11 protein-coding genes are annotated in these 11,244 nt (G+C 72.3%); 7 read left to right on the forward strand and 4 right to left on the reverse strand.

Annotated elements, in window-relative coordinates; translation table 11 throughout:
• A partial coding sequence (locus tag BKE38_RS17400) for a methyl-accepting chemotaxis protein (protein ID WP_076958542.1) occupies positions 1-2,089 on the forward strand: 2,089 nt, incomplete at its 5' end.
• On the opposite strand, the gene BKE38_RS17405 is transcribed toward BKE38_RS17400, so the two are convergent.
• Positions 2,090-2,938, reverse strand: coding sequence for an NUDIX hydrolase (locus tag BKE38_RS17405; RefSeq protein WP_076958543.1), 849 nt, complete (start codon positions 2,936-2,938; stop codon positions 2,090-2,092). It abuts the gene before it with no gap.
• A gap of 149 nt (positions 2,939-3,087) precedes the next feature.
• Here BKE38_RS17405 and BKE38_RS17410 point away from each other — a divergent pair, with 149 nt between their 5' ends.
• The 4 genes from BKE38_RS17410 (at position 3,088) to BKE38_RS17425 (ending at position 6,751) form a co-directional block, all read left to right on the forward strand.
• Positions 3,088-4,983, forward strand: a complete 1,896-nt coding sequence (locus BKE38_RS17410; protein ID WP_076958544.1) for an ABCB family ABC transporter ATP-binding protein/permease — start codon at positions 3,088-3,090, stop codon at positions 4,981-4,983.
• A gap of 150 nt (positions 4,984-5,133) precedes the next feature.
• The gene (locus BKE38_RS17415; protein WP_076958545.1) at positions 5,134-5,388 is read left to right on the forward strand and encodes a hypothetical protein; all 255 of its coding nucleotides are present in this window, start codon (positions 5,134-5,136) and stop codon (positions 5,386-5,388) included.
• A 148-nt stretch (positions 5,389-5,536) separates the two neighbouring features.
• Positions 5,537-5,848: a 50S ribosomal protein L28 gene (gene rpmB, locus BKE38_RS17420; RefSeq protein WP_076958546.1), complete on the forward strand. Its 312-nt coding sequence runs from the start codon at positions 5,537-5,539 to the stop codon at positions 5,846-5,848.
• A 135-nt stretch (positions 5,849-5,983) separates the two neighbouring features.
• Positions 5,984-6,751 carry a sensor histidine kinase gene (locus BKE38_RS17425; protein WP_076958547.1) on the forward strand — a complete coding sequence of 256 codons (768 nt, stop codon included), beginning with the start codon at positions 5,984-5,986 and terminating at the stop codon, positions 6,749-6,751.
• A 7-nt stretch (positions 6,752-6,758) separates the two neighbouring features.
• Here the strand turns inward: BKE38_RS17425 and BKE38_RS17430 are convergent, their stop codons facing one another.
• The 3 genes from BKE38_RS17430 to pcaH all read right to left on the reverse strand — a co-directional run bounded on the left by BKE38_RS17430 (position 6,759) and on the right by pcaH (position 9,451).
• Entirely contained in the window at positions 6,759-7,952 is a 1,194-nt protein-coding gene (locus tag BKE38_RS17430; RefSeq protein ID WP_076958548.1) for a 4-hydroxybenzoate 3-monooxygenase, read from the reverse strand.
• Between the two features lie 143 nt (positions 7,953-8,095).
• Positions 8,096-8,677 (reverse strand): protocatechuate 3,4-dioxygenase subunit alpha, encoded by a 582-nt coding sequence (pcaG, locus tag BKE38_RS17435; RefSeq protein WP_076958549.1) that lies wholly within the window; start codon positions 8,675-8,677, stop codon positions 8,096-8,098.
• A 3-nt stretch (positions 8,678-8,680) separates the two neighbouring features.
• Positions 8,681-9,451, reverse strand: coding sequence for a protocatechuate 3,4-dioxygenase subunit beta (gene pcaH, locus BKE38_RS17440; protein WP_076958550.1), 771 nt, complete (start codon positions 9,449-9,451; stop codon positions 8,681-8,683).
• A gap of 88 nt (positions 9,452-9,539) precedes the next feature.
• On the opposite strand from pcaH, the gene BKE38_RS17445 reads away from it, so the two are divergent.
• Together BKE38_RS17445 and BKE38_RS17450 are read left to right on the forward strand one after the other, a co-directional pair.
• Positions 9,540-10,472 (forward strand): LysR family transcriptional regulator, encoded by a 933-nt coding sequence (locus tag BKE38_RS17445; protein ID WP_076958551.1) that lies wholly within the window; start codon positions 9,540-9,542, stop codon positions 10,470-10,472.
• Positions 10,469-11,239, forward strand: coding sequence for an IclR family transcriptional regulator domain-containing protein (locus BKE38_RS17450; protein WP_076958552.1), 771 nt, complete (start codon positions 10,469-10,471; stop codon positions 11,237-11,239). Before BKE38_RS17445 ends, BKE38_RS17450 begins: the two co-directional genes overlap by 4 nt.
• Positions 11,240-11,244 lie beyond the last annotated feature (5 nt).

Consider the following 11,244-nt stretch of genomic DNA (forward strand, 5'->3'; position numbering starts at 1 on the left):
GGGGCAGGCGATGCGCATCCGGACCTTGTTCCTGGCCGGCTTCGGCGTGGTCAGCCTGCCCGGCATTGTTGCGAGTGCCTGGCTGGCGGCGCGGGCTTACGGCGCCTGGGATGACGCGGTCCGCGCCCGGCAGGACGCAGCGCTGATCAGCGCCACCCAGCGGCTGCAGACGGCGCTGGCCGTCGAGATCGGCCAGCTCAGCACCAGCATCCTGGCCGCCCAGCCCGACCTGGCCCCGCTGCGCCAGGCCGCTCCCGTCACCGACCGGCTGCTGGCCGCCCTGCTGGCCGGCCTGCCCGCCGCCACACCAGCCGACCCGCCGGAGCTGGCCCTGGCCCGCCAGGTCGGCCCGCGCCTGGGCGGCCTGCGCAGCCGCGCCGAAACCGGCTGGTCGCAGCCCCCCGCCGCCCGCGATGCCGCCCTGCCCGCCGACCTGGCCGAGGCGCGGGTGGCGCTGGTCGGCGGGCTGGCCCGGCTGGGCGCGCAGGTGACCAACCGGCTGGCCGATCTGCAGCCCGAGCTGCTGCCCCCGGTCGAGCTCGCCACCGCCGTGATGGAGCAGCGCGACTATGTCGGCCGCAGCGTCGCCGCCATCCTGGGCTGGCGCGCCGGGCGGCCGATCGACCGCGCCGGCTACGAGACGGTGCTGGGCCATCTGGGCCGGGCCGAGGCCGCCGCCGCCCAGGCGGCGCGGCTCTCCGCCATGATGGCCGACAATGCCGCGCTGCAGGCGGCGCTCCGCCGCCACGCCGCGCTGATGCAGGAGACGGTGCTGCCCCGGCTGCGCGCCCTGCTGGACCGGGTGCTGCCCGCCTGGGCCGGCGGCCTGCCCGACTGGCCGGAGGAGATCGCGGCCATGCGCCGCTGGACCACGCCGATGCAGGCCGAGCTGCTGGCGCTGCGCGACGTGGCCCTCGACGACGCGCTGCGCACGGCGGCGGAGAATGCCGGCGCGGCGCAAAGCCGCTTCCTGGTCGCCTGCGCCATGCTGCTGGCGATCCTGGCCATCGCCGCCGGCAGCCTCGCGCTGCTGCTGCGCCGGCTGGTCGGGCCGCTGAACGGGCTGACCCGGCTGCTCGGCCGGCTGGCGGAGGGGGAGCTGGCGCTCGACATCCCCGGCCGGCAGCGCGGCGACGAGCTCGGCGCCATGGCCCGCGCCGTCGAGACCCTGCGCCAGGGCTCCGAGCAGCGGCTGGAGATGCAGGCGGCGCAGCAGGAGGGCCAGCGCGCCGAGCTGGCCCGGGCGCAGCGGGTTTCGGCCCTGCTGGCCCGCTTCGAGGAGGACACCGCCGGCGTGCTGCGCGTCGTCGCCGCCGCCGCCACCCAGCTGGACGCCACCGCCGCCGGCATGGCCGGCATCGCCGCCAACGGACGCGAGCATGCCGATGCGGTGGCCGGCGCCGCCGGCCAGGCCAGCGGCAACGTCCAGACCGTGGCGGCGGCGACCGAGCAGCTGACCGCCTCGATCGCCGAGGTGGCGCGGCAGGTGCGCGACGGCGCCGCCCAGGCCCGCGCCGCCGAGGGCGCCGCCGGCCGCGCCGAGCAGACGGTGCGCGGCCTGGCCGACGCCGCCGGCCGCATCGGCGAGGTGGTCGGGCTGATCAGCAGCATCGCCGGCCAGACCAATCTTCTCGCCCTCAATGCCACGATCGAGGCCGCCCGTGCCGGGGAGGCCGGGAAAGGCTTCGCCGTGGTGGCCTCCGAGGTGAAGAACCTCGCCACCCAGACGGCGCGGGCGACGGAAGAAATCGGCCAGCAGATCGGCGCCATGCAGGCCGAGACCCAGCGCACGGTGCAGGCGATCGGCGACATCGCCCGCATCATCGAGGCGCTGAACGCCGCCACCGCCCATGTCGCCGAGGCCGCCGGCCAGCAGGCGGAGGCCACCCAGGAAATCGGCCGCGCGGTGGCCGAGGCCGCCCGCGGCACCCAGGCCGCCTCCCGCCACGCCGAGGGCGTCAGCGAGGATGCCGGCCGCACCGGCAGCGCCGCCGGCGAGGTGCGCGCCGCCGCCGGCGAGCTGGCCCGCCGCGCCGAGGACCTGCGCGGCAGGATGGATTGCTTTCTCGGCGATATCCGGGCGGCGTGATCAGGCCTTGAGCGACGCCGCCATCACCCGGCCTTCCTGGCTGGCGGCGTCGATCAGCCCCTCGCGCAGGAACAGGTCGATCAGCACCAGGTTGACGTTGAACTTCACCTGGTCGCTGTCGCGCACCAGCTCCAGCACGCGGGCGATCGGCCAGAGCTCGAAGCGCTCGACCTCGTCGTCATGCGGCACCGGCTCGAAATCCTCGGGCAGGTCGAGGTCGAAGACATGCAGCGTGTCGCGCCGCATCCCCTCCCCGGTCTTCATCACATAAGACAGGGCGCTGACCCGGCGGGCCCGGGCGGTGAGCTCCGGCGCCAGCCCGGCCTCCTCCGAGGCCTCCTTGACCAGGGTTTCCTCCATGGTCAGCCCGGCCGGCGCTCCGCCGGCGACGATGTTGTCCCATTCGCCGGGGGCGATGGCCTTGGCGCGCGAGCGCTTGCCCAGCCAGAGATGCAGCCCGTCGGCGCGTCGCACCAGCCCGTTCAGGTGGACGCCTTGCGCGATCACCCCGAAGGCCGGGATGGCGCCGCGGTCCAGCGTCGCCAGCACCGGCCCGTCCACCGTCGCCCGCACGTCGAACAGCTCGTCGCGCAGCTTCAGGTAGCCGGCCTTTTCCAGCCCCATGGCGGCGTCCGCCAGGATCGATTCGCGGGCCGCCCGGCTGCGCAGCCGCGCCGGCAGCGACACGCCCTCGGCGTCGAAATGGAAGTCACGCGGGCGATAGGCCAGCCAACGCGCCAGGTCGGGCTCCAGCCAGCCGACCTGCTCGGCGCCGATGCGAAACGGAACATAACCCGCCGGCGAGGCCAGGTTGTTGCAGGCGGCGATATGCCGGGCAAATCCATCCATGCCCCCTGTCTTGCCCTGCCGCGGCGCGGAGGCAAGAGGGGTGCAGCCCGGCCATGGCCCCGCTTCATGGCCGGGTTGTCATGCCGATGGGGTTTTCCGCCCCGGCAACTCCGGCCATGTAACGCGGGACAACTGGAGACTACCCCCCCGTGACAGCTTCCCCGCCCGGGACGCCGCGGCCGCGCGGCCATTTTGCCACGCTGCTGACGCTCGCCCCCTATCTCTGGCCGCCCGGCCAGCCCGCGCTGCGCGCCCGCGTCGTCGTCGCCCTGATCCTGATGGTGGCCGCCAAGGGCGCCAATGTGATCGTGCCCATCGTCTATGCCCGCGCCGTCGACGCGCTTGGCCCCAAGGCCGGCACGGCGGCGGCCATGGTCACCGTGCCGGTCGCGCTGATCCTGGGCTATGGCCTGCTGCGGGTCACCAGCTCCTGGATGGCCGAGCTGCGCGACGCCATCTTCACCAAGGTCCAGGCCCGGGCGGGGCGCGTCATCGCCCTGAACGTCTTCCGCCACCTGCATGCGCTGTCGCTGCGCTTCCATCTGGACCGGCAGACCGGCGGCATGAGCCGGGTGATCGAGCGCGGCACGCGCGGCATCAACTTCGTGCTCGACTTCATGCTGTTCAACATCGTGCCCACGCTGATCGAGATCCTGCTGGTGGCGGGCATCCTGTGGGGCATGTTCGAGCTGTCCTTCGCCCTGGTGACGCTGGGCACCATCGGCCTCTACATCGCCTTCACCCTGATCTTCACCGACTGGCGGCTGCGCTTCCGCCGGGCGATGAACGCCATGGACCAGGAGGCCAACACCAAGGCCATCGACAGCCTGCTGAACTACGAGACGGTCAAGTATTTCGGCAACGAGAAGCATGAGGAGCGGCGCTACGACGCGACGCTGGCGCGCTACGAGCAGGCCTATACCCGCTCCGAGGTGACGCTGAACTACCTGAACATGGGCCAGGCGGCGATCATCGCCATCGGCCTGACCGCCGTCATGCTGATGGCGGCCCAGGGGGTTTCCTCCGGCCGGATGACGGTGGGCGACTTCGTGCTGGTCAACACCTACCTGATCCAGCTCTACCTGCCGCTCAACTTCCTGGGCTTCGTTTATCGCGAGCTGAAGCAGGGCCTGGTGGACATGGAGGAGATGTTCACCCTGATGCGGGAGAAGCAGGAGGTGGCCGACGCCCCCGGCGCTGGCCCGCTGAAGGCCGGCCCCGGCGAGCTGGTCTTCGACGACGTCCGCTTCGGCTACCGCCCCGACCGCACCATCCTGAAGGGCGTCTCCTTCACCGTGCCCGCGGGCAAGACGCTGGCCATCGTGGGTCCGACGGGGGCCGGCAAGTCGACCATCTCCCGCCTGCTGTTCCGCTTCTACGATCCGCAAGCGGGCCGCATCCTGCTGGACGGCGAGCCGATTGCCGGCATCACCCAGGAAAGCCTGCGCCAGGCCGTGGGCGTGGTGCCGCAGGACACCGTCCTGTTCAACGACACCATCCGCTACAACATCGCCTATGGCCGGCCCGATGCCGAGCCCGAGCTGGTCGAGGCCGCCGCCCGCCTGGCCCAGGTGCATGACTTCGTGATGAAGCTGCCCGAGGGCTACGACACCCGGGTCGGCGAGCGCGGCCTCAAGCTGTCCGGCGGCGAGAAGCAGCGGGTGGCCATCGCGCGCACCATCCTGAAGGATCCGCGCGTGCTGATCCTGGACGAGGCCACCAGCGCCCTCGACACCCGCACCGAGCAGGAGATCCAGGCGGCGCTGAAGCGGGTCTCCACCGGCCGCACCACGCTGGTCATCGCCCATCGCCTGTCCACCGTGGTCGAGGCCGACGAGATCATCGTGCTGCAGGACGGCCAGATCGCCGAGCGCGGCGGCCATGTGGAGCTGATGGCCAAGGGTGGCCTCTACGCCCAGATGTGGCGCCGCCAGTCCGAGGCGGTCGCCGCCGCCGAGGCCGCCGCCGCCGCCCAGGCCGCCGCCCGTGCCGCCGGGGTCGAGGCCGACGAAGGCCGCGCCCCCGCCCACGACCCGCGGGCCTGAACGCGCTACTCCCGCCGCGCGGCCTTGTCCGCGCGGCAGGTCTTTTTGCCAGGGCGCGCGGCTGATCTGCGCGGCGGGGGCCTTTTGCCGGGGCGCGGCTTTGACTATGTCCTGCCCCGAGTGTGACTGACCGTATCAGGAGGGCAGCAGATGCAACTCGACCCCCAGGGCGTGGCCCCCGAAGACCTCAGCCATGCCGGCTCGGTGGTGGACAAGGCCATCGAATACATGCTCGAGCAGAAGATCGCGCCGATCTCGGTGGCCTCGGCCCTGCTCGGCGGTGCGCTCGGGCTGATGGCGCGGACCATGCGCGACGAGGCCATCGCCAATGTGCTGCGCAGCGCGCTGGCCTCGGTTGAATCCGGGGAGCTCGCGGAAATGCGCCAGTCGGTGCCGAATTCCTGAGGGCAAGCTCCTAAATTCGGGGCGGCAGGGCCGGGCGGGCTGCTCGAATCCTTGACTCTCCCCAGGCGCCGGGCCATACGCCCCGTCTGTTTTTCATGTTGGGTCCGCGGCCTGCCGCGACCCCGATCGTCTTTTGAAGGGTAGCGCCATGGCTCGCCGTTGCGGCATCACCGGCAAGGGCGTGCTGACGGGCAACAACGTCAGCCACGCCAACAACAAGTCCCGTCGCCGGTTCCTGCCGAACCTGCAGGAGACTTCGTTCTTCTCCGACGTGCTCGGCACCTCCGTGCAGATCCGCATCTCCACCAACGGCATCCGCACCGTGGAGCACAATGGCGGCCTGGACTCCTTCCTGCTCGGCACGCCGAACCGCAACCTGCCGCCGGAGGCGCTGACCCTGAAGCGCCGCATCCAGAAGGCGCAGGAGAAGAAGGCCGCCGCGACCCCGGTCGCCGCCTGATTTCCTCCAGTTGTGCTGCCCTCGACGGGGCAGCACGCTGGATTGCGAGACTTTGAAACGCGCTGAACGCAAGTTCAGCGCGTTTTCGTGTTCCATCTTCACGAAGCCTTAGTCGGCATCGCGCAGCATGAGCGCATGTCGTCCTACTGGCTCTCGATCCCCCTCTTCCTGGCGCCGCTGGCTGCGCTGCTGCTGTGGCAGGCCTTCCGCCGCCGCCGCGCCGAGGCCCGCGCCGCCCGGATGGCGCATGAGCTCTCCGACCGCAGCCGCCAGTTCAACCTGGTCGCCCAGGAGCTGCGCGGGCTGGGCCTGACCCTGATGGGCCGCTCCACCGCCCATCCCGACCCGCAGCTCGAGACCCATGCCCGCGCCCTGCTCTGCCTGGCCGCCGACGTGCACGACGTCGCCGCCCAGCAGGCCGGGCCGCGCGTGGTCCGGGACAGCCCCACCCCGCTGGCGCCGCTGCTGCGCCAGGCGATCGAGCAGGTCTCCCTCACCCTCGCCCCTGGCCGCCGCGAGTTCCGCCTGGGCGAGGGTCTGGACAGCGCCGTTCTGCTGGCCGATCCGCGGGCGCTGCGCGGCGCCCTGGTGCAGGTGCTGACGCGGGCCGTGCGCCACACCCGCGACGGCGACGCCATCGCCCTGCAGCTGGTCCGCAGCGCCGAGACGGTGGCCATCACCGTGGAGGACGAAGGCGCCGGCCTCGCCGCCGAGGACCTGGGCGCCGCCAGCGACGGCCATGGCACCCGCGGGCTGAATCTCGGCCTGATGGTCGCCCGCCAGCTGCTGCACGCCCATGAGGGCGAGCTGACCATCGAGGCCGTCCAGGGCATCGGCGCCCGCGCCTGGCTGACCCTGCCCCGCCGCCGCCTGCTGGCCGAGGACAGCCGGGTGGGGGCGTGAGGGCGGCCTAATCCTCTGCCGGAAACGGCAGGCCCACGTAATTCTCCGCCAGCGCCGTCGCCGCGGCGGGGGACAGCGCGATCTGCTCCAGCTGCGCCTCGCGCAGCCGGGTGTCGAAGGGCGTCTCGCCCGGGTCGCGATGCAGCATGCGGGTCATGAAGGCGGAGAAGCGCTGCGCCTGCCAGACGCGGGCGAGCGCCGTGTCGCTATAGGCGTCGAGGCCGCTGGCATCGCCGCGATGGATGGCGCGCGACAGGGCGCGCGACAGCACCAGCACGTCGGCCACCGCCAGGTTCAGCCCCTTGGCCCCGGTGGGCGGCACGATATGCGCGGCGTCCCCCGCCAGGAACAGCCGCCCATGCCGCAGCGGCGCGCAGACGAAGCTGCGCAGCGGGATCACCGATTTCTGGAAGATTTTTCCCTGTGTCAGCGTCCAGCCATCGGTCGCCAGGCGGGAACCGAGCTCGCGCCAGATGCGGGCATCGTCCCAGGCCTCGACCGGATCGGCCGGATCGCATTGCAGGTACAGCCGCTGCACCGTCGGCGACCGGGTGGACAGCAGGGAGAAGCCGTCGCCCTGGCTGGCATAGATCAGCTCGGGCCAGGAGCGCGGCGCCTCCACCAGCACCCCCAGCCAGCCATAGGGATATGTCTTCCCGTATTCCTGCCGGATCGAGGCCGGGATGGCGCCGCGGCCGATGCCGTGGAAGCCGTCGGCGGCGACGATGTGGTCGCAGTCCAGCCGCCCGGCGCCGCCCTCCGCCGTCTCGAAGAGGATGGCGGGGTGGTCGCCCTCGATCCCCTCCACCGCCCGCGCCGGGGCCTCGAACAGGATGGAACCCGGCGCCGCCGCCAGCCGGGCGGCGACCAAGTCCTTCAGCACCTCGTGCTGGGCATAGACGGTGACCGCCTTGCCGCCGGTGAGCGCCGCCAGATCCAGATGCAGCCGCTGGCTGCGCCATTGCAGGGTGATGCCGGCGTGGCGGTCCGCCTGGCGCAGCATGCGCCCGGCCAGGCCGAGCTCCTGCATCAGCGCCGCCACGCCATGCTCCAGCACGCCGGCCCGGATGGTGCCCTCCACCGCGGCGCGGGACCGGGCCTCCAGGATCAGGCTGTCGATGCCGGCGCGGGCCAGCAGATGCGCCAGGAACAGCCCGGCCGGGCCGCAGCCGATGATCCCTACCTGCGTCCTGCGCGGCATCCAGCCTCCTCCCCGGTGTCCTGGAGAGGAGGCTAGCCTGTGATCGCCTGGGACGGAATCGCCGAAAGGCGTGAATCACTCGCCCAAACAACAAGCTAGACCCTGGTCGGCAGTCTTCCGCGCCGGCCAGGGTCCAGCCGGGCTCACATGTCGAAGAAAACGGTCTCGCCCTCGCCCTGCAGGCGGATGTCGAAGCGATAGGTGGGGACGTCGCCGCCCTCCACCCGCCTGGCCACCAGGGTGGCGCGGCGGCCGGTCTGCTCCACCGCCCGCAGCACCGGGTCGGCGGCCAGCGCCGCTTCGTCCTCGGGGAAGTAGAGGCGGGTGTGCAGGTGGATGTTGATGCCGCGGGCGAAGATCAGCAGCGAGACATGCGGTGCCTGCGGCGTGCCGTCGCGCCAGGGCACCACCCCCGGGCGGATGGTGTCGAATTCCCATTCGCCGGTTTCCGACGAGGCGGCCGCCCGCCCCCAGCCAGAGAAATCCGGCGCGTTGTGGCGGCCGGCGCTGTCGGCCTGCCACAGCTCCAGCATGGCGTCGCGCAGCGGGTGGCCGGAGCCGTCCCAGACGACGCCGACCAGGCGCACGCGCTCACCCGGGCCAGGGATAACGTGCTGCTGCTCCTCCTGCCGGATCTCGAGGCCGGCGAAGGCCGGCATGGTGCCGATATGGACATAGGGGCCGCCGGTCTGCGACGGGGTCTCTTTCAGGTACTCGATCGGCATGGCTCAGTGCCCCTCCGGCTTGTTCTCGAAGAAGGTCTGCCGCCTTCCGCGCAGCACGATGTCGAAGCGATAGGCCAGCGAGTCGAAGGGCACGCTCATCTTCATGTCCAGCTTCGCCACCAGCCGGTCCCGCGCGTCCTGGTCCGGCAGGGTGCCGAGGATCGGGCAGAGCGGCACCAGCGGGTCGCCCTCGAAATAGAGCTGGCTGACCAGACGCTGCGCGAAGGCATCGCCGAAGAGCGAGAAGTGGATATGCGCCGGCCGCCAGTCGCTGCCGTGGTTGCGCCAGGGATAGGGGCCGGGCCGGATCGTCCGGAAGAAGTAGTTGCCGTCGTCATCGGTCATGCAGCGGCCGGCGCCGCCGAAATTCGGGTCCAGCGCCGCGAGGTAGGCGTCGTTCTTGTGCCGGTAGCGCCCGCCGGCATTGGCCTGCCACACCTCGATCAGGGTGTTGCGCACCGGGCGGCCGGTCTCGTCCAGCACCCTGCCGAAGACGATGATCCGCTCGCCCACCGCCTCGCCGGTCTTGGCGTAGTTGCGGATCAGGTCGTTCTCCAGCGGCGCCAGGATTTTTCCGTCAAAACGCGGACCGGCATTCTCGCCCGGCCCAGGTTCCAGCGAGACCAGGGCGAAACGCGGGCTGCGCAGCACGCTGGTCTTGTAGCCGGGGGTGAAGGCGGGGGCATGCAGCGCGCGGTCGCGCTTGATGACGTTGCCCGCCGCGCCAGGGCCGAAATTGGAGCCGCCACCCGCGGGCAGCGTGGTGTGGGACATCGTGTTTCCTCCGCGGGCAGGGGCCCCGCATGCCGCCAGTCTGCGCTGCGCGTTTCCATGAAGGAACCGGGTTGCTAGCATATGATGCATGAATGGAATCGATGCTTTGGCGCTGGATGGCCATGCGCTGCGCCTGTTCCTGGCGGTGCTGGAGGAAGGCTCGGTCACCGGTGCTGCAACGCGGCTCGGCCTCAGCCAGTCGGCGGCCAGCCACGGGCTGATCCGGCTGCGCGGGCTGCTGGGCGACCCGCTTTTCGTCAAGTCCGGCCGCGGCATCACCGCAACGCCGCATGCCCGCAGCCTGGCAGCCCCCGCCCAGGCGCTGCTGGACGGGCTGCAGGGGCTGGCGCGGCCGGCCGACTTCCTGCCCGAGCGCGCCCGGCTGTCGCTGACCATCGCCGCCAACGACTTCCAGCGCGACCTGCTGCTGCCGGCCTTCTTCGCCCGGCTGCGCGCCACCGTCGCCTCGGTCAGCCTGCTGGTGGTGCCCTCCGGCGCGCCCTCGGCCGCGCTGCTGCGGGAGCGCGGCTGCGACCTAATCATTACCCCGATCCCGCCAGCCGGCACCGACATCCTGCAGAAGCGGCTGCTGACCGACCGCTATGCCTGCTTCTACGACCCGGCCTGCCGCGCCGCCCCCCGCGACGCGGCCGAGTATCTGGCCGCGCGCCACATCACGGTGTTGCACCCCGAGGGCGAGCCGCTGGAATTCGACCGTCGCCTGGAGGCCGAGGGCATCACCCGCGACATCGCGCTGCGCGTCCCCGGCTTCACCGGCATCTTTGCGTTTCTCCGCGGCGGCGAGATGCTGGCCACCCTGCCCGGGCTGCTGCGGCATGGCGGGCTGGCGGGGCTGGCCAGCGTGAAGCTGCCGCCGCTGCTGGGGAACAGCGAGGAGCCGCTCGACCAGCTGCCGCTCTACATGGCCTGGCATCGCCGCGACCAGCAGGACCCGCGCCATGCCTGGCTGCGCGCCCAGCTGGTCCAGGTCGCGGCCGAGGTGACGAGGGCGCGCGCATGAAGCAGAAAACCGAGCCGCGCGACCTGCTGGGGGGCCTGTCGCGCGGCCTCGCCGTGATCGAGGCCTTCGACCAGACCCGCCCCCGCGCCAGCATCGCCGAGATCGCCCGCGCCACCGGCTTCACCCGGGCCAGCGCGCGACGCTGCCTGCTGACCCTGGTCGAGCTCGGCTATGCCGAAAGCGACGGGCGCGGCTTCCGGCTGACGCCGCGGGTGCTGCGCCTCGGCGGCGCCTGGCTGTCCAGCGCCAGCCTGCCCGAGCTGCTGCAGCCGCAGCTGGAGGCGGTGCGCGAGGCCACCGGCGAAAGCTGCTCCGCCGCCATCCTGGACGGGGCCGAGGTGGTCTATGTCGCCCGCGCCTCGACCCGGCGGATCATGTCGGTCAGCCTCTCGGTCGGCAGCCGGCTGCCGGCGCATTGCACCGCGCTGGGCCGCGCCCTGCTCTCCGCCCTGCCCGAAGGCACGATGGAGCACCTGCTGGCCAGCCTCACCCCCGAGGCGCTGACCGCCCATACCCGCACCACCCGCCCCGCCATCCGCGCCGCCGTCGCCGAGGCCCGCGCCCGCGGCTATGCCCTGGTCGAGGAGGCGCTGGAGCTCGGGCTGCGGTCGCTGGCCGTGCCGGTGCGCGACCAGCGCGGCCGCTGCGTCGCGGCGATGAATATCGGCGTGCAGACGGCGCGGGCCAGCGACGCGGTGGTGCAGGACCGGCTGCTGCCGGCGCTGCTGGCCGCCGCGGCCGAGCTGCGCCGGACCATCCCGGGTTGACGCTT

Origin of the sequence: Teichococcus deserti (assembly GCF_001982615.1) — a bacterium.
In the GTDB taxonomy this organism is placed as follows: Bacteria; Pseudomonadota; Alphaproteobacteria; order Acetobacterales; family Acetobacteraceae; genus Pseudoroseomonas; species Pseudoroseomonas deserti.

Excerpts from the sequence above, each read along its gene's own strand:
- BKE38_RS17405 (WP_076958543.1), bottom strand. The coding sequence starts at position 2,938 with ATGGATGGATTTGCCCGGCATATCGCCGCCTGCAACAACCTGGCCTCG.
- BKE38_RS17415 (WP_076958545.1), top strand. The coding sequence starts at position 5,134 with ATGCAACTCGACCCCCAGGGCGTGGCCCCCGAAGACCTCAGCCATGCC.
- rpmB (WP_076958546.1), top strand. The coding sequence starts at position 5,537 with ATGGCTCGCCGTTGCGGCATCACCGGCAAGGGCGTGCTGACGGGCAAC.
- BKE38_RS17425 (WP_076958547.1), top strand. The coding sequence starts at position 5,984 with ATGTCGTCCTACTGGCTCTCGATCCCCCTCTTCCTGGCGCCGCTGGCT.
- BKE38_RS17430 (WP_076958548.1), bottom strand. The coding sequence starts at position 7,952 with ATGCCGCGCAGGACGCAGGTAGGGATCATCGGCTGCGGCCCGGCCGGG.
- pcaG (WP_076958549.1), bottom strand. The coding sequence starts at position 8,677 with ATGCCGATCGAGTACCTGAAAGAGACCCCGTCGCAGACCGGCGGCCCC.
- pcaH (WP_076958550.1), bottom strand. The coding sequence starts at position 9,451 with ATGTCCCACACCACGCTGCCCGCGGGTGGCGGCTCCAATTTCGGCCCT.
- BKE38_RS17445 (WP_076958551.1), top strand. The coding sequence starts at position 9,540 with ATGAATGGAATCGATGCTTTGGCGCTGGATGGCCATGCGCTGCGCCTG.
- BKE38_RS17450 (WP_076958552.1), top strand. The coding sequence starts at position 10,469 with ATGAAGCAGAAAACCGAGCCGCGCGACCTGCTGGGGGGCCTGTCGCGC.